General features: G+C 46.0%; 24 protein-coding genes. 10 read left to right on the forward strand and 14 right to left on the reverse strand.

The features are described 5' to 3' along the window. Positions 1 to 12: 12 nt before the first annotated feature. The 7 genes from ccoG to BW716_RS07680 all read right to left on the reverse strand — a co-directional run bounded on the left by ccoG (position 13) and on the right by BW716_RS07680 (position 8554). Positions 13 to 1401 carry a cytochrome c oxidase accessory protein CcoG gene (gene ccoG / locus BW716_RS07650; RefSeq protein WP_083721939.1) on the reverse strand — a complete coding sequence of 463 codons (1389 nt, stop codon included), beginning with the start codon at positions 1399 to 1401 and terminating at the stop codon, positions 13 to 15. 67 nt (positions 1402 to 1468) lie between these two features. Then, a complete protein-coding gene (locus BW716_RS07655; RefSeq protein ID WP_083721940.1) occupies positions 1469 to 2572 on the reverse strand; it encodes a cbb3-type cytochrome c oxidase N-terminal domain-containing protein in 1104 nt (367 codons plus the stop codon). Positions 2573 to 2585: 13 nt separating this feature from the next. Then, entirely contained in the window at positions 2586 to 2750 is a 165-nt protein-coding gene (locus BW716_RS07660; protein ID WP_083721941.1) for a cytochrome C oxidase Cbb3, read from the reverse strand. A gap of 11 nt (positions 2751 to 2761) precedes the next feature. After that, positions 2762 to 4870, reverse strand: coding sequence for a cytochrome-c oxidase, cbb3-type subunit I (gene ccoN, locus BW716_RS07665; protein ID WP_083721942.1), 2109 nt, complete (start codon positions 4868 to 4870; stop codon positions 2762 to 2764). Between the two features lie 64 nt (positions 4871 to 4934). After that, positions 4935 to 5159 (reverse strand): cbb3-type cytochrome oxidase assembly protein CcoS, encoded by a 225-nt coding sequence (gene ccoS, locus BW716_RS07670; RefSeq protein WP_083721943.1) that lies wholly within the window; start codon positions 5157 to 5159, stop codon positions 4935 to 4937. A 202-nt stretch (positions 5160 to 5361) separates the two neighbouring features. Then, positions 5362 to 7761 (reverse strand): heavy metal translocating P-type ATPase metal-binding domain-containing protein, encoded by a 2400-nt coding sequence (locus BW716_RS07675; protein WP_083721944.1) that lies wholly within the window; start codon positions 7759 to 7761, stop codon positions 5362 to 5364. A 112-nt stretch (positions 7762 to 7873) separates the two neighbouring features. Continuing rightward, positions 7874 to 8554, reverse strand: coding sequence for a Crp/Fnr family transcriptional regulator (locus BW716_RS07680; RefSeq protein WP_235643547.1), 681 nt, complete (start codon positions 8552 to 8554; stop codon positions 7874 to 7876). Positions 8555 to 8656: 102 nt separating this feature from the next. On the opposite strand from BW716_RS07680, the gene BW716_RS07685 reads away from it, so the two are divergent. The 7 genes from BW716_RS07685 to BW716_RS07715 all read left to right on the forward strand — a co-directional run bounded on the left by BW716_RS07685 (position 8657) and on the right by BW716_RS07715 (position 14444). Beyond that, positions 8657 to 9247, forward strand: a complete 591-nt coding sequence (locus BW716_RS07685) for a pseudouridine synthase (RefSeq protein ID WP_083721946.1) — start codon at positions 8657 to 8659, stop codon at positions 9245 to 9247. 63 nt (positions 9248 to 9310) lie between these two features. After that, positions 9311 to 10186 carry a YicC/YloC family endoribonuclease gene (locus tag BW716_RS07690; protein WP_083721947.1) on the forward strand — a complete coding sequence of 292 codons (876 nt, stop codon included), beginning with the start codon at positions 9311 to 9313 and terminating at the stop codon, positions 10184 to 10186. Between the two features lie 24 nt (positions 10187 to 10210). Further along, positions 10211 to 10717 (forward strand): gliding motility lipoprotein GldH, encoded by a 507-nt coding sequence (locus BW716_RS07695; RefSeq protein ID WP_083721948.1) that lies wholly within the window; start codon positions 10211 to 10213, stop codon positions 10715 to 10717. Further along, the gene (locus BW716_RS07700) at positions 10698 to 11714 is read left to right on the forward strand and encodes a sensor histidine kinase KdpD (RefSeq protein ID WP_179091032.1); all 1017 of its coding nucleotides are present in this window, start codon (positions 10698 to 10700) and stop codon (positions 11712 to 11714) included. Before BW716_RS07695 ends, BW716_RS07700 begins: the two co-directional genes overlap by 20 nt. 40 nt (positions 11715 to 11754) lie before the next feature. Continuing rightward, on the forward strand, positions 11755 to 12462 hold the full coding sequence (locus BW716_RS07705; RefSeq protein WP_083721950.1) for a response regulator transcription factor: 708 nt from the start codon (positions 11755 to 11757) through the stop codon (positions 12460 to 12462). Positions 12463 to 12714: 252 nt separating this feature from the next. Continuing rightward, on the forward strand, positions 12715 to 13506 hold the full coding sequence (locus BW716_RS07710; RefSeq protein ID WP_143708775.1) for a sensor histidine kinase: 792 nt from the start codon (positions 12715 to 12717) through the stop codon (positions 13504 to 13506). Between the two features lie 176 nt (positions 13507 to 13682). After that, positions 13683 to 14444: a LytTR family DNA-binding domain-containing protein gene (locus BW716_RS07715; protein ID WP_083721952.1), complete on the forward strand. Its 762-nt coding sequence runs from the start codon at positions 13683 to 13685 to the stop codon at positions 14442 to 14444. On the opposite strand, the gene BW716_RS07720 is transcribed toward BW716_RS07715, so the two are convergent. The 3 genes from BW716_RS07720 to BW716_RS07730 form a co-directional block, all read right to left on the reverse strand. Next, positions 14439 to 15203, reverse strand: a complete 765-nt coding sequence (locus BW716_RS07720; RefSeq protein WP_143708776.1) for an SH3 domain-containing protein — start codon at positions 15201 to 15203, stop codon at positions 14439 to 14441. The genes BW716_RS07715 and BW716_RS07720 overlap by 6 nt on opposite strands. Positions 15204 to 15223: 20 nt before the next feature. Further along, entirely contained in the window at positions 15224 to 17212 is a 1989-nt protein-coding gene (locus tag BW716_RS07725; RefSeq protein ID WP_083721954.1) for a BatD family protein, read from the reverse strand. Between the two features lie 110 nt (positions 17213 to 17322). Beyond that, entirely contained in the window at positions 17323 to 18027 is a 705-nt protein-coding gene (locus tag BW716_RS07730) for an SDR family oxidoreductase (RefSeq protein ID WP_083721955.1), read from the reverse strand. 59 nt (positions 18028 to 18086) lie between these two features. Here BW716_RS07730 and BW716_RS07735 point away from each other — a divergent pair, with 59 nt between their 5' ends. After that, positions 18087 to 18785 (forward strand): YjjG family noncanonical pyrimidine nucleotidase, encoded by a 699-nt coding sequence (locus tag BW716_RS07735; RefSeq protein WP_083721956.1) that lies wholly within the window; start codon positions 18087 to 18089, stop codon positions 18783 to 18785. Positions 18786 to 18942: 157 nt separating this feature from the next. On the opposite strand, the gene BW716_RS07740 is transcribed toward BW716_RS07735, so the two are convergent. From BW716_RS07740 to BW716_RS07755, 4 genes are all read right to left on the reverse strand, one after another. Then, complete coding sequence (locus tag BW716_RS07740; RefSeq protein ID WP_083721957.1) at positions 18943 to 19167, reverse strand: hypothetical protein; 225 nt, start codon at positions 19165 to 19167, stop codon at positions 18943 to 18945. 44 nt (positions 19168 to 19211) lie between these two features. After that, positions 19212 to 19865 carry a phosphatidylserine decarboxylase family protein gene (locus tag BW716_RS07745; RefSeq protein ID WP_083721958.1) on the reverse strand — a complete coding sequence of 218 codons (654 nt, stop codon included), beginning with the start codon at positions 19863 to 19865 and terminating at the stop codon, positions 19212 to 19214. Positions 19866 to 19910: 45 nt separating this feature from the next. Further along, positions 19911 to 20801, reverse strand: coding sequence for a phosphatidate cytidylyltransferase (locus BW716_RS07750; protein ID WP_083721959.1), 891 nt, complete (start codon positions 20799 to 20801; stop codon positions 19911 to 19913). 103 nt (positions 20802 to 20904) lie between these two features. After that, a complete protein-coding gene (locus BW716_RS07755) occupies positions 20905 to 21537 on the reverse strand; it encodes a CPBP family intramembrane glutamic endopeptidase (RefSeq protein WP_179091033.1) in 633 nt (210 codons plus the stop codon). A gap of 357 nt (positions 21538 to 21894) precedes the next feature. On the opposite strand from BW716_RS07755, the gene dusB reads away from it, so the two are divergent. Both dusB and BW716_RS07765 read left to right on the forward strand, forming a co-directional pair. Beyond that, entirely contained in the window at positions 21895 to 22965 is a 1071-nt protein-coding gene (gene dusB, locus BW716_RS07760) for a tRNA dihydrouridine synthase DusB (protein WP_083721961.1), read from the forward strand. 32 nt (positions 22966 to 22997) lie between these two features. Continuing rightward, entirely contained in the window at positions 22998 to 23567 is a 570-nt protein-coding gene (locus BW716_RS07765; protein WP_083721962.1) for an NUMOD4 domain-containing protein, read from the forward strand. Positions 23568 to 23639: the final 72 nt, after the last annotated feature.

A 23639-nucleotide genomic window follows, 5' to 3' on the forward strand; every position in this document is an offset into this window, starting at 1 on the left:
AGTTTATAAAAGTTATTGGAATTGTATCGGTCCCAGGAAAGTAGTTTTGATGGAACCGGTTTTCTTGTCGCCTGCATATAGTGCTACATGCAGCACCGTTTTTCTTTTCCCGATCGCACTTTTGGGTAATACGATAAAGAAGGTGCCTTCTCCCTGTGATTCTGCTTTTACTTTGATCACAGAAGCGCCAATTGATTGTATACGACCTGCTATATCTTCCAGTCTCAACGTCAGCGGAATATCAGCTGTCGTTTTGTTGATTAGTTTTACACTGTACAGGTTGGATACGCTGTCCTCTCCTCTCTCCTGGTACAACATACCTCCAGCACGGATGATATCGCCACCTACCGGTTGTCTGCTTGCCAGCATAAAAGTGATGGCTGCAACGATCAGCACCAGGATACTGCTGTACACTTTCATACGGGCGGTGATCGTCAGCGGTTGTTTGTTGGCAATACCATCTTCTGATGCGTAACGGATCAGGTTCAAAGGTCTGTTCACCTTCGCCATCATGAAATTACATGCATCGATACAGGCAGTACAGCCTACGCATTCCAGCTGGGTGCCGTTACGGATGTCTATACCTGTGGGGCACACCTTTACACATTGTGCACAGTCGATACAATCTCCGAAGGCAGCATCCTGTTGTTTCTTAAAATGGCTTCTGGGTTCTCCCCTTGAGTAGTCGTATGCTACGATCACGGAATTTTTGTCCAGCAATGCGCCTTGTAAACGGCCATACGGACAGACAATAGTACATACCTGCTCCCTGAAAAAAGCAAAGACGCCATAAAAAATGCCTGCAAAAATGAGAATGGCCGTAAGGCCACCAATATGTTCAGTTACAGGTCCCGTAATAATGCGCGAAAGGTTGTCTAAACCTATAATGTAAGCCAGAAAGGTGTTGGCGATCACGAATGAAAGCGTATAAAATAACACCTGTTTGCTGGTCTTTTTGAAAATCTTGTCTGTAGTCCAGGGGGCTTGATTCAGTACTCGCTGTGCAGCCGCATCACCTTCTATCCAGTATTCTATCTTTCGGAAAAGCATTTCCATAAAGATGGTCTGGGGGCACGCCCAACCGCAAAAAAGACGGCCAAAGGCCATCGTAAAGATGACTATAAAGAGGATAAAGGCAACCATTGCCAACCCGAAGATGAAGAAATCCTGGGGCCAGAAAAGAGCGCCGAAGAGGATAAAACGGCCTTCAACTACGTTAATTAAAAAAAGGGGCCGGCCGTTTATCTGAATAAACGGTCCGGCAAAAAACGCAATGAAATAGAGATAGCTAAGAATACTTCTCGCATTATAAAGTTTACCCTTAGGTCTCTGTGCATAAATCCAATTGCGTTTCCCTTGTTTATCCACAGTCGCCAAACTGTCTCGAAACGTTGTATCCATTGTGAACGCATTAAAAAGTGGGCCGGGACTGATTTCCGTATAACCGGTCAGTCCGGCCCGTGAAAGGTTATTTTTCCAGATTACCCTGTGGCTCCTTCGGATTAGGAGGGTTAGTGCCATGAATACTCTTTACATAGCTTGCTAACTGTGCCAGCTGTCCGGGAGAGAAATCATCTTTCCATGACTTCATCCCTTTTTCAGGTATGCCATATTTGATAGTCGTGAATACCTTGTTGATCGTTCCTCCATGTAGCCAGTAGTCATCCGTGAGGTTGGGTCCTACCACACCCTGACCCTGTGGGCCATGGCAGGGAGCACAATTGCTCGCGAAAAGTTTGGCCGCAGCAGCCAGATCCGCAGGATCGGTCAGCTGTTTCAAAGTATTCTCATCTACATTGTTCGCCGCATTTTTCAGATAGGCAGCTTTAGCTTCATCCGCTTTCGCATTGGCTATAGCCAGCTCTTCTATCTGTGATGGTGCTGAGTGAGCAACCTGGAATCGCCAGAGGTATACTACGGCAAATACAATACTGATGTAGAACCCGTATCTCCACCATGGAGGTGTTGGATTGTTCAGCTCATGGATACCATCGTAATCGTGGCCCATGTCTGCTTCAGCTTCAGAGTCAGCATCCAGCGTCTTAGTGTCATTCAGCTTTTCCAGCCAGTGGATACTTTTTTTGCCTTCAGCTACTGCTTTTTCAGCTTTCTCAGCTCTTACTTTACGTCTGCTCTTAATACCCACCAGGATACGAAGCGCATACAGCAGAGCGATGATAACGAGGAGTTCAAGGCCGATTACAGAGATCAGCAGGTAAAAGGAAGATGTGGACAGACCGCTGATGATGTTTGTTGTGGCTGTTGTTGTCACAGCTTCCTGTGCCATAGCGCCGGAAGCTGAAAAGAGGCTGCCTACCAGTAAGCCTCCGATCAGGAGTGCTTTACTGTTTTTCAGTCGCTCCTTATAGATGTCAATAGCACCAATAACAGCACTACCCAATATTACAATAGCGATGAACAGGCCTACGATCACGGTGAGGAGTACGATAGCTACAGGGTGGCCCAGTTCTGATGGACCATCTGGCTTGTAGGAGGTGTATTCTTCCGCAGCCGCAGGTAAGCTGGCCAGCAGTGAGAACAACAGTGTTGTATTAAAAAGTCTTTTCTTCATTGTTGGTCAGGTTTCAGCTTTCGTCTAATGGGATATTACTGATGTGGTCCACCATACCTTTTGGTGCTTTGAAAGCCCAGAAGGCCGCTACTATAAAGAACAGCGAAAAGAGGACCAGCGATATCAGCGGGTAAATGGTTACACCGGTGATGGATTGCAGATAGTTTATGAACTTCATGATAAATCAGTTTATTTCGTTTTGATATCCTTACCCATCCTTTGCAGATAAGCAATTAACGCTACGATTTCACGGTCTTTACCAACATGCAGTTTTTCTTTTTCCAGAGAACCGGCAATTTCATTTGCTTGTTTTTCCAGATCTGCGGTTGCCTGATTTTCATATCCTGGCGCGTATGGTACACCGAGTTTACGCATTACATTGATCATAGCTGGTGTCTTGGTCTTATCCAGTCTGTCTTCAAATAACCATGGGTATCTTGGCATGATAGAACCTGGAGACATAGAGGTTGGATCCAGCATGTGATTGTAATGCCATGAGTCAGGATACTTGCCACCTATTCTGGCCAGATCCGGACCGGTACGTTTTGAACCCCATTGGAACGGGTGATCGTACACGAATTCACCTGCTTTGGAATATTCACCGTAACGGGCTACCTCATCACGGAAAGGACGGATCATCTGGGAGTGACAGGTATAACAACCTTCGCGGATGTAAATATCACGGCCATGCAGTTCAAGCGGCGTATAAGGTTTTACGCTGGAGATAGTAGGAATGTTGCTTCTTACCAGGAAGGTAGGCACCAGTTCCAGTAAACCACCAATTGCTACTACGATCAGACTGAATACTGCCAGTTGAATTGGACGACGTTCAATCCAGTTGTGCCAGTGTGCTTTACCATGTACCTCTATCACTTTTGGCAGTGCTGGTGCTTCTGCAGCTTCGTCAGCTACAAACGTACCACGACTGATCGTCTTCGCCAGGTTCACAATCATCAGTATCACACCAGAGATGTAGAATACACCACCTACAGCACGCAATGCATACATTGGAACAACCGTGTGAACTGTTTCAAGGAACTGATATTTCAACTGTCCTTCAGCAGTAAACTCTTTCCACATCATGCTCTGAGTGAAAGCAGCCCAATACATTGGAATCACATAGAAGATGATACCCAGGGTACCCAGCCAGAAGTGAGTATTTGCCCATTTGCGGTTGTACAGTTCCGTGCTGAAAATACGTGGCAGCATCCAATACAGGATACCGAAGGTCAGGAAGCCATTCCAACCCAGTGCACCTACGTGTACGTGAGCGATAGTCCAGTCGGTATAGTGGCTGATAGCATTTACGTTTTTAAGGGAGAGCATCGGACCTTCGAATGTAGACATACCATAACAGGTCAGTGCTACTACAAAGAATTTCAGTATCGCATCTTCCCTTACTTTATCCCAGGCACCACGCAGCGTGAGCAGACCATTCAGCATACCACCCCATGAGGGAGCAATCAGCATGATGGAGAATACAGTACCCAGTGACTGTGCCCATTCAGGAAGAGCAGTATATAACAGGTGGTGAGGACCAGCCCAGATGTAAATAAAGATCAGCGCCCAGAAGTGGATGATAGACCAGCGATAGGAATACACAGGTCTGTTCGCAGCTTTAGGTACGAAGTAGTACATAAGGCCCAGGTAAGGAGTGGTCAGGAAGAACGCAACCGCATTGTGACCGTACCACCATTGTACCAGTGCATCCTGCACACCGGCATACCAGGAGTAACTCTTCATGAAGCTCAGTGGCAACTCGAAAGAGTTGATGATGTGCAGCATGGCAATAGCTACCCATGTACCAATGTAGAACCAGATGGCTACATACAGGTGGGCTTCTCTCCTTTTCAGAATCGTACCCAGCATGTTCGCACCAAATACAACCCAGATAAGTGTGATAGCAATATCCAGTGGCCATTCCAGCTCGGCATATTCCTTACCGGTAGTATAACCCATGAACAGCGAAAGGGCACCACAGGCAATAATTGTCTGCCAGCCCCAGAAGTGAATTTTGCTCAGCAGGTCGCTGTACATGCGTGCCTTACACAAGCGTTGAAGTGAATAGTACACACCCATGAAAATACCGTTACCTACGAAAGCGAAGATGACAGCATTGGTGTGAACGGGCCGGATACGGCCAAAGGTCGTAGGTGCAAAGTCCAGGTTAATGCCCGGGAGTACCAGCGCCAGCGCGGCCCAAAGACCTGCCAGCATACCAATAAGCCCCCAGCCAATACTGGCATATGCAAACCATTTCACGGTACGGTTGTCGTACGCAAATTTTTCAAGAGACATATTTGTGCGATTACGGATGACGAGTTGATCGTAGAAAAAAATTAAACTTCCTGTTGCTGATTACTTATTGCTTACAATTAGGTGGAGTGGCAGTGCTGTTGTTGTTACAAGATGGTGCTGGTGGTGTAGATCCGCTGGCGTGTTCGGTTGGCTTGTGCTCAAAAAGAATTCGATGGGCCGGCGAGAAATGATCTTCAAACTGTCCGCTTCTTACCGACCAAATAAAGGCCGCCAGGAAACATATCGCTACCAGTAGACTGGCTCCTAGTAATAAAATGATCACGCTCATGGTGAGTTGTTTTAATTTCCATGAACAAAGCTAGCCTACTACGTTTGCGGGGACGATGATGCCGCTCAATGAGTGCGCTGATATAAATCAGTGCACTCATTGAGCAGTATCCTGCTTTAATAAATTGAGTAGAAGAATCCTGAAAACCCACCTTTGCTCCCTTAGGCAAAGGCAGGTTTTTGAAAAAAGTAATGGCCTGTTTTTAGCGTCTGTCGGCCCATTCGCTCAGGCCATATGAGAGTAATATCATGCTGATAGAATTGGCCGGCATCAGAATCGCCGCTGTAAGCGGAGATAAAATACCCTGCACTGCAAATGACAACCCGATCACGTTATAGATCAGTGAAATTACAAAGCTGATGACAATGATCCGTTTGTTCGCTATACAGATCCTGATAAACTTTGGTAATCTCGTCAGTTGTCCTGCTTCTAAGATCCCATCACTCGCGGGTGTAAAGTTGTTGCTGTCTTCGGTTAATGATATACCTACATCACTCTGTTTCAGTGCGCCTGCATCGTTGAGACCATCGCCGATCATCAGCACACGTCTGCCCTTCGTTTGCAGGTCCAGTATGTAGTTTAGTTTGTCTTGTGGTTGTTGGGTAAAGCGGAGTGTGGCGTCTTCTCCCATCAATGATTTCAGATAGCCCGCTTCCCGGTCATTATCGCCAGAGAGCAGGGAGAGGCTGTACCCCTTTGTTCTCAGGCTTTGCAGCAGCGTACTAATGCCTTCACGGTATTGGTTACCGATCAGGAAATATCCCAGCGGCTGCTCGTTGATAGCTACGTATACAATGCTACCATCGTTGTGCATAGCAGCAGTGCGGGTGCCTGTAAAGGAGGCGTTGCCCAGCAATATTGCATCTTCCTGTATATATCCGCTTACGCCCATACCTGTGGTGGTTTTGAACCCGCTTACAGGTACTCTTGGAATGTTGTGATAAAAAGCGCTGATCAGTTTACTGAGTGGGTGGGTAGATTGAGCGGCTACAGAAGCGATGCTCATAATCTGTGCCCTTGAAAGTGCAGGCCCATGCCAGGTGACAGGGATATCCTTGTTGCCGGTCAGCGTACCTGTTTTATCAAATACAATGTCTGTAATACCCGCCAGCCTTTCAATGGCACCCGCATTGCGCAGGTACAATTTATGTCTGCTCAGAATGCGGAGAATGTGACCATTGGTGAAAGAAGCGGCTAAGAGTAATGTACACGGACAGGCTACAATCAGGATAGACGTGGCTGCCGGCCAGATCCTCGTGTGGTCAAACTTCCACCAGTAAAGGGCTGACAGCGCTGCGATTGCCAGCAGCAACCAGGTGAAGTTACGCGCTACCAGGTGAATGAATGACTCCTGACGGGTCACTTTCTGCTTCAGTTCATCCCTGTTCCAGAGACTGGTCAGGTAACTTTGCGCCACTTCCTTGATCGTCAGGATCTCGATGTTTCCTTCTAACTGTTTACCTCCTGCATACACGATCTCACCTATCGATTTGCTTACCGGCACCGACTCTCCGGTTACAAAGCTATAATCTACGAGGGCTGTACCGCGTACCAGGATACCATCTGCTGGTATCAGCTCATTGTCGTGAATGAGTAAGGTATCATTTACTTTGATGTCAGGAAGTGCAGTAGGCACTTCCTGACCATCTTTTATAATTGTAATGGCTAACGGGAAATAAGAGGTATAATCCCTGTCGAAAGATAATCCCTGGTAAGTCTTGTCCTGCAGAATTCTGCCGATCAGCATGAAAAATACGATACCGGTCATTGAGTCGAAATAACCGGAGCCAGAGCCTGAAAACACATCGACCAGGCTGCGTACAAAGGTGACAACGATGGCGAGTACGATGGGAGCATCAATGTTCAGAAAACCTGTCTTGAGGCCACTCCACGCCGATTTGAAAAATACCTGAGCACTATAAAAGAATACGGGCAGTGACAGTGTCACATTCAGTATTCTGAAAATCTCATTCATTTTCGCATCGGAATAACCATAGTTACCAAAGTACTCTGGAAAACTGAGCAGCATGATATTACCAAAGGCAAACCCGGCTACCCCTAGCCGGTAAATCAGGTCCCGCTGTACACGGGGTTTCTTTTTCTGCATGTCCTGCAGGCTGATATAGGGCTCATAGCCAATGCTGGTCAGTATTTCAGCAATGCGGCGAAGGGTCGTCTGCGACTGCTGGTATACAATACGCGTTTCCTTGCGGGTAAAGTTTACCGTTACGCTTTCAACCCCGCTATCCAGCTTGTGCAGGTTCTCCAGCAACCAGAGGCAGGAGCTGCAGTGAATATGTGGAATGTAAAAAGTGATGTGCGTATGATCGTCATCCCTGTATTGGATCAGTTGCTGCTGGATTTTATTATCGTCAAGAAAGGCAAATTTGTCCTTCCTCACAGGTATCCTTTGAGCAAGTCCGGGTTTATCATTTAAGTTATAGTATTCACAAAGGTCATTCTCATTGAGCAGTTCGTACACTAGTTTACATCCCTGACAACAAAAGATCTTATCCCCAATAATGATAGTAGTGTCAGCACAGGCCTCCCCGCAATGTTCACACTCCACTTCTATCCCAGGGACGGCGGTAAATGTAGCCATGATAAAGGATTTGGTGCAAAAATACCGGCAATGCGAAGGGGGAAAAATGACAAGAGTCAAGAACGGGGCTGACAACAATCAGGAAATAAAGGAAATGACAGGACGGTGATAATTAGTCCTGCAGGTTGGCGGTTTTGGTGATTTCTTCTTGGTTGAGCAGGCGGATTTTCTTGCCCTGTAGCTCAATCAGACCGTCTTTTTTGAATTCGGAAAGCAGGCGGATGGCTGATTCTGTGGCTGTGCCTACCAGGTTGGCAATCTCTTCACGGCTTAGGCGCACATTCAGGGTGGTGCCATCCTGCTCTACGCCATAAGTTTCCTTGATGAAAAGGAGCGTTTCGGCCAGTCTTTCCCGCACCGGCTTCTGAGCCAGGTGGGTGATCTTGGTCTCGGCCTTACGGAGTTCGCTGGCAATGATGCGCATCATCTCGAAAGAGAGGTTAGCATCTTTTTGCAGGATGCTCATGAAAAGGTCTTTGGGAATAAAGCACACGGAAGAATCGTCCAGTGCAATAGCAGAAGCGGTGTACCTTTCCGCAGACAGAAGTGCCTTGTAGCCGATGATGTCACCTGGCTTAGCCAACCTGACGATCTGTTCGCGGCCATCATCTCCTGAATGAGAGAGCTTAATTTTGCCGGTATTTACGCAGTAAATGCCGAAAGGATAGGTGCCTTCCTGGAATACTACTTCTCCTTTTTTGTAGGTGGAGCATACTTTGGCGGCGTCTATCTCTTCCAGATTGCACTTTTCAGCTTTGAATAATATTGATCCAAAGCGATCCTGACAGTTCATACACGAGGCATTATGGAAAGGCGTACACATAGTATTCAATCTCCAAAATTACTAATTTAGTGGATTAAAACCTGCAAAAAATCACTTCCGGGAGCATTCCTTATGGCATTTAATTATTATATAATATATAAACCTTTCCAGGTACTTACCCGTTTCGGCAAAGAAGAAGGGAAAGCCAGCCTGGGAGATTTTTTTAAAGTTCCCCCGGATGTTTACCCGGTGGGACGTTTAGATTACGACAGTGAAGGCCTCCTGGTGCTGACCAATGACAAGGCCCTCAATCACCGCCTTCTGGATCCGAAATTTGCACATGAAAGGGAATACTGGGTACAGGTAGATGGAGCTGTGACCGACACTGCTGTACAACAGTTGCGTCAGGGGGTACCTATCAATATTGATGGTAAAATGTACAAAACCCGCCCCTGTAAGGCCACCCTTTTTCCGGAAGATCCGGAGGTCCCTGACCGCAACCCTCCTATCCGTTTCCGTAAGAGCATTCCCGCCCCGTGGATAAAATTGTCCCTGAAGGAAGGAAAAAACAGGCAGGTCAGGAAAATGACCGCTGCCGTTGGCTTCCCAACGTTGAGACTTATACGTTACCGGATAGGTAAGGCTACTATAGCCGGTTTGCTGCCGGGCGACATCAGGGAATACAGCCAGCAGGAGCTCTATGACCTGCTCTTTAAAGCCTGATCTTGAACGTTTCTTTGCGCTTTGGCCTAATTTAGGTAGGTTTGTTGCTTACAAATCTCTATTATGCTGAAATCAATGACCGGCTTCGGAAGGGCTGAAATCACCCGGGGAGAGACAACAATAGTGGTAGAAATTAAATCACTGAATGGAAAACAGTTTGAAGTAAACCTGAAAATTTCCCCGTTGTTAAAGCCCTACGAGTTTGATATACGCAACCAGCTGCAACAAACGTTAGTACGTGGAACGCTGGATGCCAGTGTTAATATCAGGCAAAACGGTGCAAACCGTCCGGTGGTCATTAATACAGATCTGGCAAAGTTCTATCATCAGTCTATCACCACACTGGCCGATGAACTGAATTTGCCTAAAGAAGATATGCTCAATGTGCTGATGAAGCTTCCAGAAGTGGTGAGCCCTGCTAATGAGCAGATCTCTGAAGAAGAGTGGCAGGAAGTCGAAACAGCACTGAAACAGGCTATTTCCGACCTCGATGCCCATCGCCTGGACGAAGGTTCTGTGCTGGCAGCGGACCTGCTCACACGTATAGAGAACATTGAAAACTACACCATCAAGGTAAGAGAACTGGATCCGCAGCGTAAAGACAGGGTAAGAACCAGACTCGAATCTCTGCTGGCAGAATATGTAGGTAAAGAAAACATAGACGAGAATCGCCTGGAACAGGAACTTATATTTTATTTAGAAAAACTGGACATCTCTGAAGAACTGGTAAGACTGGAAAACCACTGCCGTTACTTCAAAGAAATCCTGAAAGAAGCAGAACCTTCCAAAGGTAAAAAACTGGGATTCGTATTACAGGAAGTAGGCCGTGAAATTAATACGACCGGTTCCAAAGCTAATGATGCCAACATCCAGCAATGGGTAGTGCTCATGAAAGATGAGCTGGAAAAAGCGAAAGAGCAGGTGCTGAATGTGCTGTAATAAAAAACCGTATCGCAATAGTATATGAATAAATTCTTCCGGATGATGGCTGTAGGAATGTTGCTGGTAGCAGCTTCCTGCGAGCCCATGAAGATGGACACCTATGAAAAGAACCTGGAGATCCCGGGGCATGAATGGGCCTACAACTATAAGCCAGCATTTGAGGTCACCCTGCAACCGGCAGATACAGCCTATTTGTATAACATCTATGTGAATATCCGTCACAAGGATGCATACCCCTATAGCAATATTTACCTGCTGATCGATACCCAGTTTCCGGGCGAACAACCAATACCACAAAGGGTAGAACTGCCCCTTGCTGATATGACCGGTAAATGGCTGGGTAGTGGGCTGGACGATATTTATGAACACCAGATCCCCATTCAGCAACATGCGATACTGAACAAACCAGGTATTTATAAGTTTACCTTTGAACAAAACATGCGGCAAAATCCGCTTCCGGATATCATGAATGTTGGCTTACGGGTGGAGAAAGCCGGTTTACGGACCAATGAAAAAGCTACTCAATAAACTACAGGACGGGAAAGCCATTTCCGTTATCTATCTGTTTGTACTTGCATATACGATCCTGGCACTCGTATGGTGGGGGGTGCTCCTGTTTATGCAAAGCGAACAGATATCCCGCTTCGAAATCCAGAACCTGGTGCTGAGAACTGACAGTGTTGCACATCCGGTAGAATATCAACAGGAACTGGCACGGATACAAACTACAGAATACCGCCGTACTGTCATGTTTATCGGCGAGGGAATTATTTTTCTGGCCATTATTTTAATGGGTGGTTTCTTTGTATACCGCTCCATCTACAAGCAAATGAAGCTCTCACAGCAACAGCAGAACTTCATGATGGCCGTAACACACGAACTGAAATCCCCTATTGCTGCCGCCAAACTCAATCTGGAAACCCTTCGTAAACATAGACTGGATGAGGAAAAGCGGTTTAAACTACTGGACAATACCATTCGCGAAACCAATCGTCTTGATCAGCTGTGTAATAATATACTGCTGGCATCCCAAATGGAATCAGACCGTTATAAACTGTTCCGCGAAGACCTCAATTTTTCTGAATTGCTGGTCAATGGCGTAAAGGAAATCAAAGGTAGAATAGCCACACACTCCATACAGGCACATATTTTGCCTGATGTATGGCTGAATGGTGACAAGTTCATGCTGCAGATAGCGCTGAACAACCTCGTAGAGAATGCTGCTAAATATGCACCCAAAAATACGGTCATAGACGTACGGTTAGAGGAAAATGCCGGCCAGCTTAGGCTGGTAGTGAAAGATGAAGGACCAGGCATCCCAGTTGATGAACGGGAAAGGATCTTCCTTAAATTTTACCGCATAGGCAACGAAAATACCCGCAAAGCCAAAGGCTCCGGGTTGGGCCTCTTCCTTACCAGAAGGATCGTACAGCAACATGGAGGCACTATCATCGTAAAAGATAATGTACCTGCCGGAGCATATTTTGAAATCACATGGCCGGTATATTCCGTACAAACGGCGTAAATTACATTATCAGTAATTTAAGCTTATCGAAATTTAAACTATGAAGGAAGCTACAAAAGCATCCATACTACTGGTAGAAGATGAAGAGAATCTTCAGGAAGCCCTCAAGCTGAACCTGGAGCTGGAAGGCTATGAAGTTACGGCTGTAGATAATGGAACCGCTGCTTTAAAGGCAGTGAAAAACGAGTATTTCGACCTGATCATACTGGATATAATGTTGCCGGAAATGGATGGCATCGCCGTGTGCGAAAACATCCGTATCCAAAACAATGAAGTGCCCATCCTCTTCCTCAGTGCCAAGAACAGTAGTGCAGACCGCGTATTGGGCCTGAAAAAAGGTGGCGACGACTACATGACCAAGCCTTTCAACCTGGAAGAGCTGCTGCTGCGTGTAGAAAAACTGATCTTAAAAAATAAGAAGATCCAGGATAAGGACTCCGTCTCGAATGTCTACCATTTCGGTGATAATCAAATTGATTTTGCTGCGCAGGAGTGCATCGGCAAAGATGGTAAACACTATGAGCTGAGCAAAAAAGAAACCATGCTCCTCAAGCTACTGATCGAAAATAAAGGTGAAGTTGTGACCAGAGAAAAGATCCTTCAGGTCGTATGGGGGTACAATGTATATCCTACCACCCGTACGATTGATAACTTTATCCTCAACTTCCGCAAGTACTTCGAAGAAGACAGCCGGAACTCAAGATATTTCCATTCAGTAAGAGGCGTAGGCTACAAGTTTACAGAATAGTCCTCCCTGCTGGCCAACCTGTTAATTGCGAAGTGCGGTTCACGTATTTCGCAATTTTTTATTTATAACCCCTGATTCCCCTACCACTTACCGGCCAAATCACACCGCTTTTAGCATAAATACTGCCTTGTAAGAAGTGTTGCTTTCGCCTTCGGGGTATTTGACGGATATTGTTATTCCTAGTCAGACAAAGTTGCATTTAGTTCCGAACTAAGATTTAATTGTATCCTTGGAATAGTAAACCGATAAGGCGTGAGTTTTTGCTTTGATTTGTTCAATGCAGCGGGCTGGCAATATTGGCTGTTTTTTTTATTGAGCCTGACCCTGGTATTCATTCTGTTCCGAAGCCGGGAAAGTAAGCTGAAAAAGGATGTGGCAAAAGAAATAAGCAGGCAGCAGGCAATCATCCATCTTGAAATGCATGCATTTCAGGCACAGATGAACCCTCACTTTATTTTTAATAGCCTGAATGCTATACACCACTACATCCTGACTACCAGTACGGATCTTGCATCCCTGTACCTTACACGTTTTGCCCGCTTAATGCGGCTCATCATCCGTAACTGTAACAAAGAATGGGTGAACCTTGAAGAAGATGTGGAGGCACTGGAACTTTATCTGCAGCTGGAACAACTCCGGTTCGGCCCACAGTTCGACTACCAGCTGGAAGTCCTTCCTTCTGTGTCTCAGCAGCTTACTTTTGTCCCTCCCCTGCTTATACAGCCATATGTACAGGATGTCATCTGGCGCCGCCTTTTGTTAAGGCCGGGCAAAGGTGGTATGCTCAATATCACCATTGACCGCGAAGGAGATACTATTGCTGTATGTATAGAAGATAATGGCGTACACCATGAAGCGCCCGACCTGGACCAACAGTCCTATCTGAACAAAGGAATTACCATTGCCGTAGAAAGATTGCAGGTGATCAATGAAAAATATCACATTCAGGCCAAAATAGCGGAAGAAGAAGATCTCACCGGCCATCGTATCAAAATCTCCATGCTCCATGTCAATAGCCGTATGATGCCAGCTTATGGGGGCTAATGCTTAGCTCCCAAATTAAAAATAGATCCAATGTCAGCAGATTTTGTATTTTCAATGCAGAATTCATTACCAGTGACAATATTTTCGTAAACAGATAGATTCATAGTATAATCTCTATAATACCTAGCCCTCAACCAATAGAGAAATACGATAGGACAAGAATTATTTATCAGATCATGCGAACCATCATCGTTGATGACGAACGGCTGAGTCGGAGTGTACTAAAGCTATTATTAGAAAAACATTGCCCCTCTGTTACTGTCGTCGCCGTATGTGCGGATGGCCTTTCTGCGCTTGAAGCCATAAATAAATATCAACCTGAATTGCTTTTCCTGGATGTGGAAATGCCGGGCCTCAATGGTTTTGAGGTGATAAATGCCTGCGGCCATATAAATACCGCGATCATTGTCACCACTTCTCACGAAGAGTATGCCCTACAGGCAATCCGTCATAATGTAGTCGACTTTTTGATGAAACCTATCCTCAGGGATGATCTGCAGGACGCGGTGGACAAAGCGCTGGTGAGGCAGGCGCATCTTACAGAAAAGGGAAAGTCCCTTACCCGGTCAGGCAATAACTTGGAATTGCTACATCAGCAACTGCATCCTGGTGAAAGACTGGGATTGCCCAGCCCCGAAGGTGTGCGGATGATCCTGGTAAAAGATATTCTCTACTGCATGGCCGATGGGATCAATACCCGCATGCACCTGCTGTCTGCACCCGCACCTGCTATGGTTTTCCGTTCCCTCAAGGAAATAGAAAATATGCTGAGGAACAAAGGATTCTTCAGGGTACACCACAGCTATGTAGTCAATCTGAACTACATGGAACGTTACCTGAAAGGGGATGGCGGAGAAATTATCATGAATGATGGAAGCTGTATTCCTGTCTCCCGGCATAGGAAACAGGATTTCATGGAGCGAATCGAGCGGTTATAGTTTTTTGATATCTCCACAAGACATCCAGCCGGTTTTTCCGTCTGGCAGCTCTATCTTACAAAATTCACTGGTACCGTCAGTGATCTGCACTTTTACACCTTCATGTAGTTCGAACAGATCTTTACTGCCCTGATCGGGAGCTGATTTCACCTTTACTACATTCCCCATGATGATGCCATTGTCATGCGTTGTGGCACTGACATAAGTGGTAATACCCATGAACAGGTAGAAAGCGAAAAGCAGGCCGAATACCCCTGTCACACTCTTCACAACAGTGGGCTGCAGTGTAGGACGAAGTAATAGTAAGATGCTGCCTAAAACCGTGAGCCAGCAAAAGATAATGGCGCCGGTAGCCCAGCCATTAGGGTGATGCATATATTTGATAGCTGTCCACCATTGCTGGAAAAACAGCTGTGGCAATTCGTTGACATACCCTTCCACCCGCTGATTGGCAATGGCGAGGTTGTGTTGAGCCGCTTTGCTGAATGGATCTGCGAGCAGGGCTTTTTCATAGCTGTACACAGCCAGACCGGTACGGTTAGCTTTGTACCAGGCATTGCCTGTGTTGATGAGGAGCTCCGGCTGATCAAAACCTTCATCTACCAGTCGCTGATAGATGCCGGCAGCTTCAGTGTATTGTTTCTGTCTGAAAAGGGCGTTAGCTTTCTCAAATTCCTGCTGTTGTGGAGCGGTTGCCGCCAGCAGGCGGGTACTGCTCATCAGTGTGCATAAAAGTATAGCGGTTACGATCTGTTTCACGTTGTTGACTATGATTTTATTTAAACGGCGCTCTTCGCCCTTGTTAGTTCATCTTCCAGTTTACTGATTACCTGTACGGCCTGTTGATAGGTACCCTGCATCCTGGTATTGTTGTGGTTGGGCGTATACAGGGCCATTTCACAATTATCCAGCAGGTCAAACAGGTCGGCGGTATATTGCTCACTGACGTGTTGCTGCGCCAGTTTATCCTGGATCAGTTGTTTACTCAGGTCAGCAAATGGTACATGCAGTTTGTTACTCAGATAGCCCCATACAGCGCGGGAAGTCTCTTCGTAAAATGCTTTGTCCTTGCCTTCTTTCAGATAGCGGGCAGCCAGTTCCAGTCGCTTGAGCGCTACCTTATTAGCATAGCGGTGTTTCAGGAATGCTGCATTGTTCTGCTGGTAATCCAGGCGGCGGCGGTACAGCCATGCACCGATCAGTGCCAGCAGCGGCAATACCAGCAGCAGGTAGAACCAGATAGAAGTAATGAAGTAAGTATTGTGTTTAACCCAATCCAGCACGCTGTTACTATTGTTCGTGATGGCGTTTTTATTGATGCTGAAATCTTCTTTGTCTCTCTTCGTTTGCTTACCAGCTGTCACATGAATGGTGAATGGCTTGGAGCTAACAGTTTTGTAAGTTTTGGAAGCCGCATCGAAGTAAGAGAATTCCACAGGTGGAATGGTCTGCTCCCCTGCTTCTACCGGCATCAGCACATATTCAAAAGTACGGCTACCAGTAAGTGGGTTGCTGTTCTTTTCAATATTGTCTGACACTTTTGGATCGTATTTATCAAAGCTGGCAGGGATGTCAACTTTGGGCGGATTCAGCAGGTTCACATTGCCCTGGCCGGAGATGGTCACTTTCAGGGTAAGTGCATCGTCGGTAGACAGGCTGTTCTTATCCACAGTAGCGGTCATGTTAAATTTGCCCACGGCTCCATTGTAGCTTGCCGGGCGACTATCGACCGGCAGTGGTTTTACAGTAACTTTTACCGGTGCTGTCTGGATCTTGTAAGGAACATCCTGGTATTCTACTTCCGGACGGTTAAAGACATCATCGAAGAATGGATCATTGAACGCGTCTTTAAAAGCCGGGTCATTGAACATATCAGCGAGTGGATCTTTGCGTTTACCATTCTTCACCAGTTTCACCAGTCTTACATGGTTGTCTACCTCTACAGGATCCAGTTCCAGCGTTCCTGACTGCATCGGGAACAGCATGGTTTTACGGATTACGAATACCCTGTAGGGAATGCCGTTTACCATTTCTTCACTGGCCTGTGGCGGGTTTGGCAATTCTATATCTTTAGCGGAAAATCCTTTGAACGCAGGTACTTTGGTCACACTGGCGTTAGTCGGTAGGCGGGTGTACAGCTTGTAGGTCGCAGTCAGCTGTTCGCCTTCGTAGAGGGATGTTTTGTCAACATCTACTTTTACGAAAATGTTCTTTTTTAGCTTGGCATTGATGTCTTCACCATTCTTAATCACACCTTCCATTTCTTCTGCCTGATGGCTGGGAGCACTACGCTGGCCCATGCCGGCAAATGGATTGACAGGTACCTGCTGGCGTTGTGGTTGTTGCTGTTGGGCAGCGGAACCGCTGATGCCTTTTGCCACTTCGATGGTGACAGGATTGGACTTTACAATATCGCCGTTCACACGGGCGGCAGCAGCAGGAATGGTAAAGTTACCCACCCGTTTTGCCCTGATCAGGTAGATCAATGCAATATAATCAGAACGTCGGCCATTGACGATCGAAGTACCCTGCATCTGGTTAGGGCCCTGCAATAGTTCAAAGTCGTTGAAGTTCGGTGGTGTGAACTGGGTTACATTGGTCCCGTTTTCCAGCATAAACTGGATCTGGAACGGTTCGTCCAGTGCCACTTTATTGCTTGATACAGTGGTGGTGAATTTAAATTCCTGCGCTCGCAGACTAGATGCTATACCCAGTAAAAACAGCAGGGATAGCAGCGACCTCCTTATGCTAAAAGTGATGACCTTCATAATGTATAACAAATTTAACCAAACGGCGCCCCTTAACGCGGCTGTCGCGGTTAAAAGTTAGTTAAAAAAAATATAGATATGAGGGCGTAAAACGCTTGTTTGTAAAGGTTTTAGCCAATATCTCCCAAAATTGGACGCATGATCACTTCTTCCACAACAGCCTGAGCAGAGAGTGTGTAGGCTGCCCATAGCAGGTTCGCTACATCAGCAGGTTCCATCATTCTGTCCGCAGGGCCATCCCATCCCTCCCACGATGCGGTGAGCGTTGGTCCGGGGCTGAGGGCGGTTACCTTTACATTGTGAGATTTGAGCTCTTCACGCAGGTTTTTGGAGAAGCCCAGCAGGGCGAATTTAGTGATGCTATAAGCCCCTCCATTTGGATAGGCATTGTAGCTGGCGGTAGAGCAAAGGTTAAAAATGTGTCCTTTACGTTGTGTGATCATTGAGGGTAATAATTGCCGGGTGATAGTATGTGCGCTAAATACATTTACGGCCATCAGATATTCCAGCAGTCCGTCTTCCTGCTCGTGCAGGGCCCCGGGAATGTACAGTCCTGCGTTATTCACGAGGATGTCTACAGTCTGGAATGTCTCTTTTATTTTATTGGCAAAAGCCAGTACGTCTTCCTTTTTGCTCATATCGGCAGAGAATGTCAATACCTCTGCCTGTGGCGCTTTTGCTTTAATGTCTGCAGCGGCAGCAGCCAGTTTGGCTGCATCCCTGGAACAAATAGCTACATTAAATCCTTCCATGGCAAGTTTTTCGGCGATGGCTTTCCCTATACCTTTACTGGCACCTGTGACTACTGCGTTCATAAATCCTGTTTAGAAGCTGGAAAATAGTAAAAAATGTGGATTTCGTATCTTTGTAAGACATGAAATACAAGCATATATTTTTTGATCTGGACCACACATTATGGGATTTTGAAACCAATGCTTACCAGGTCTTAGAAGAATTATACCACACACATACGCTGGCCAGCAGAGGAGTTCCCTCATTTGAGGTGTTCCACCGCACCTACATGACACATAACGATAAATTGTGGGATCGTTTCCGCAAAGGATTCATTAACCGCAACGATCTTCGGTTCAAACGATTCAGCAGAACCCTGCTGGATTTCAAGATTGGAGACGATAAGTTGTCGCATGCCATGGGTACCCAGTTCCTGGAAATCCTGCCTTATAAAACCACTTTATTCCCCAATGCAAAGGAAGTACTGGAATACCTGGCAGCAAAGAACTACCCGATGCATATGATCACGAATGGTTTTGAAGAAACCCAGCTGATTAAGATGAAAAGCTCCGGGATAGATCAATTCTTCACCCATGTAATTACATCAGAATTAGCAGGTAGTCTCAAGCCTTATCGCGAAATATTTGATTACGCTTTGAAAATGGCGGGCGCTACTGCTGAAAGTAGTATCATGATAGGCGATGCATTGGAAATTGATATTCTCGGGGCGCACAATGCAGGAATAGATCAGGTGTACTTCAATACCCTTGTGCCTGTGACAGGAACATTAAAACCGACATATGTGATCAAAGGATTGCAGGAGCTGAAAGATATCTTATAAGGTTTGTATACTCGTTCTATACTACTTGTATACTCATTCTATACTTATTGTATACTCGTTCTATACTCATTCTATAGTGCCAGACCGCTGCTACAATACTACTTGTATACTTATCCATAAAAAAGCCGGCTATCAATAATAGCCGGCTTTTTTATAATTATTTCTTGTTGACAGGTTTTGCTGCTGGCGTAGCCTGTGCGGTAGCTGGAGCGGATTTGGCCTTCTTTGTCCGCAGGCTGGCCGTATTACCCGGCTGCTTGCAGCAGGCACTTTTTCCGGTAGCATCCTTTTTACAGCTGGCTTTAGCCTTTTGTTTGTCCTGTGCCATAGCGGCGCCTGTCAGGAAAATCAAGGTCATTGCACTGAATAACATCTTCTTCATTAGCTGGATGATTTAGTTACCTTTTAAAGTTAACCTTTTTCTGCTTATAAAGTAGCGATCACAGTCTGGCCGGAACGAACTACCTGTTCCAGTTGCACATCTACTTTAGTACCGATAGGCAGGTACAGATCCACACGGGAACCGAACTTGATAAAGCCCAATTCCTCATTCTGGGTCACCTGCATACCTGGTTTCAGATAGTTTACGATACGACGGGCAAGTGCACCGGCAATCTGTCTTACCAGAATGTCTGCCTTACCATTGCCGATTACTACGGTATGACGCTCATTTTCGGTAGAAGACTTAGGGTGCCATGCTACCAGGTATTTACCTGAATGGTATTGAGACAGCTTCACTTCTCCGCTGATTGGATTTCTGTTTACGTGCACGTTCGCAGGGCTCATAAAGATGGATACCTGCAGGCGCTTGTCTTTGAAGTACTCCGGTTCGTAAGTCTCTTCAATTACGACTACTTTACCATCGCAGGGAGCCATAACCAGGCTTTCTCCCAGTTTCATTTCTCTTGCTGGAATGCGGAAGAAAGAAACGATAAACAGGAATAAAACCACAGAAAAGGCAGCGACGATATTGCCTACAAGTGGCATACCGGGTAGGAAATAAATGACTGCACCACTGATCAGTGCTAGTACTACAAAGGCGATCAGAATACTGGCCAATCCTTCTCGATGAATCTTCATGCTATAATTGTTAGGTGATATAGTTTGGTTAAAGCGAATACAAAGTTAAACCATTGCGAAGAAATGGATGTAAATCCATGCAAAAGGTGCCGCCAGTATAAGAGAATCGAAGCGGTCCATAAACCCTCCATGCCCTGGCATAATATTGCCGGAATCTTTCACCCCCGCCATACGCTTGAGTTTAGATTCTATGAGGTCGCCAGCAGTACCAATTACTGCTGCCAGACCTGCCAGCGCCATCCAGTGTTGCAGAGACAGCCACTGGCTCCCCCAGTTGTAGCCATATTCGCCGGCAGCGGCTACGGCCAGGATCATCCCTCCTACTGTACCTTCGATGGTCTTTTTAGGAGAAATGGAGGGGAAAAATGGTGTCTTTCCTATCAGAGAACCCACAATGTAGGCCATCGTATCGTTGATCCAGATAAAAATAATAAGCAGCAAAGGAATGAGCCAGCCGGGGCCTGTACCTACGCCATCCGGACCGGATTTGAAGCGGATGGTGTCATAATTCAGACACAGGTGCACAAGCAGACCAAAGGAAACCGTGATATATAGCAGGCCCAGTGCGGAATAGCCGAGATTTTTCAGAGAAAACTCTTTGCTAAGCAGGATTTCGCCAATAGGCAACACCATCATGAAGATGATAGCCATACACCAGCCAAGGAAACCTAAAGAGAGATTGCCACCCGCAAAGTGATCACCACTAAATGCCATCATCAATGCACAGCTGGCTACCAGCACCCCGTTCTGGTGCCATCCGGAAACAGCGCCATAGTCAGGATCGATATGCTTGATAAGTTTGAAATACTCCTTTAAGGCAAAGAAATTAACCAGGAAGAATAACAGGAAAAAGGTAAATGGACTGTATAGGATCCCGGCCAGCATGATCGCTACAAATACTAACGCCGAAGCTGTACGGGTGAAGAATGTTTTCATCTATTAAAGAGAATAGTTTGTACAAAAATGGGTAAAATAAACAGTCCATGCAAATGGTATCTGTAAAATTACCAATTAAATGTGTCTTATACTCAACAGGTTGCTATTGAATTGCTGGCTTTGACCGGCGCTGTAACACCCACACCCAAAGGCCAGTAACGACCAGACTTGCAATGGCTGCCAGCCAGTTCGACTGCCCGCTTGCCATCGGATCGGTTTTCATCAGGTGCATCTGGAACAGATACATAAGTACTACCTGCAAACCGTTGTTGATGGAATGTGCCAGAATGGACAACCACAGGTTCCCTGTCAGATAATAGATCACACCCAGCAGGAAACCCAGTATCACTCTTGGTACAAAAGATAGCCATTGCATGTGTACAGCGCTGAATAGTAGCGCCGTAACCAGTATCGCTAACCATGCGCCATTTTTTACCGGCATCATTTTTATCATGAGTCGCTGTACAACGCCTCTGAAGAACGCTTCTTCGGCGATCGCTGGCATCACTGCAAAAAATAAAACGTTCCCTAATAGAGTAGAAAATGTATCCATTTTGAGTAGATCGCGGGTCATCTTCTCTGCTACCTCTTCCTGCATACGCATGGTCTCCGAAACTGGCCATGTTTGATTCCACTGGGCGGAAAGGTCTACCATTGGCAGACTTACAAGCATTATCAAAATTGCTAATATTGCGGGTGTCAGCTTCGGCCCACGGTTCAGGGAAAGATATTCCATGGGTTTTGGCATAGCTAATCTGGCAAAAATTAACGCCGGCAAAAGATAAACGACTAAAGTGTAAAGTATTTGCGTTAATTTCCTATAGCCGAGAACTTTAGGAACCGACGAATCCAGACTTTGCAGCGTGAAAATGGTATACCCGCTGATATGAGGAAAAACGATAATTAAAAATAGAAAGTAAAGCAGGTAGAAACCGATGAAAAAGCCAATGAATATTACAAATTGAAAGGACGGTGGATACTGCTTCATATAACCTGTCTTAGATTAATTTTGCGTAAATTTACAGTGTGAAATTGAGTTGGCAATTGCAATCCGGGAAATTCCGGCACCTTGGTCAACCCTTAACAGAAAAAGATGGTAAAGATAGGTAACATACTATTGGGCGATTTTCCGCTATTACTTGCTCCCATGGAGGATGTAAGTGATCCGCCCTTTCGTGCGGTGTGTAAGGATAAGGGTGCTGACCTGATGTATTCAGAATTTATCTCTTCGGAGGGTCTTATCCGTGACGCAATCAAAAGCCGGCAAAAGCTGGACATCTTCCCTGAAGAACGTCCGGTAGGTATCCAGATATTCGGAGGCGATGAAGAGCCTATGGCTATGGCCGCTCAGATCGTGGAAGCCACCAACCCCGACCTGCTGGACATCAACTATGGATGCCCCGTTAAAAAAGTAGTATGCAAAGGAGCCGGTTCCGGTATCCTGAAAGATATTCCCAAAATGGTAAGACTGACCGCCGCAGTAGTAAAAGCTACTAAACTGCCGGTAACAGTAAAGACCCGCCTGGGATGGGACGACGATACCAAAAATATTGAAGAAGTAGCCGAAAGACTACAGGATGTAGGCATCCAGGCCCTCACCATACACGGGCGCACCCGCACCCAGATGTATAAAGGCCATGCCGACTGGAGCCTCATCGGGAAAGTCAAAAATAACCCTCGTATCCACATTCCTATATTCGGCAACGGCGATATCACTACGCCCGAACAAGTCATCGCTGCCCGTCAGAAATATGGCGTAGATGGCGTTATGATAGGTCGCGCTGCAATAGGATATCCGTGGATCTTTGATGAGATCAAGCACTTTATGGCTACCGGCAAGCATTTGCCCCCACCATCCATTCAGGAAAGGGTAGACGTTTGTAAAAAACACCTGCGCCAGTCAGTAAGCTGGAAAGGCGATGTGGTAGGCATACTCGAAATGCGTCGTCACTATACGAATTATCTCAAAGGGTTACCCCACATAAAAGAATTCAGGCAACAATTAGTAACTTTCAGTACACTGGCAGCAGTAGAAGAAGTTTTAGACACAATAGCAGAACATTACAAAGGTCACATTATAGAAAGGGCCTCTACCCTTCCTGATAATTCTAACCTGCCAGTAAACTTAAACAATGAAGTAGCAGATTGTAACGTTTACGGATAAACCCCAGGTTCAACTATTAAATTTTCTTTCACATGGCCACGATTAAAAATCTGAAAAATGAAGTCTGGAAAGACTTGCAGATCAAAAACAAATCTGCCCTGCGTAAAAAGTATGCAGTATCTAACATGGGAAGAGTGATTAGCTATTATGAAGATATAACAGACGGTAAGTTGCTCTCAGGCTCTACCGTCGAAGGTTATACCGTGCTAAATGTAAAACCCGCTGATAGTTACCAGTCACTGTACCTCCACAGAGAAGTAGCGAAATTATTCAACAAGAAACCCGGTCGTTCTCACAAGTATGTAATTCACATCGATTACGACAAGAAGAACAACAAAACCACAAACCTTCAATGGGCTACCAAAGAAGAAATGGAAGCCCACCAGCAATTCAGCCCCGCCAAACTCGCTTACAAGGAAAAACAACGTAACCGCGTCAAAGGTCTGAAACTGAACATTACTAAAGTTAAGAGCATCAAGCGCTTACTGGCCAAACCTGGTCGCAAGACCATGAAACAGATCGCTGAACAATTCGATATCAGCGAAATGCAGTTATACCGTATCAAAAGCGGTGAAAACTGGAGCCATGTTACTCTGGATTAAAGCCTGACTAGTCAGGAATGATCATATGATGTTGTCTGACATATAGCCATCTGCCTTACGGCGGGTGGCTTT

Origin of the sequence: [Flexibacter] sp. ATCC 35208 (genome assembly GCF_001975825.1) — a bacterium.
GTDB lineage: Bacteria > Bacteroidota > Bacteroidia > Chitinophagales > Chitinophagaceae > Chitinophaga.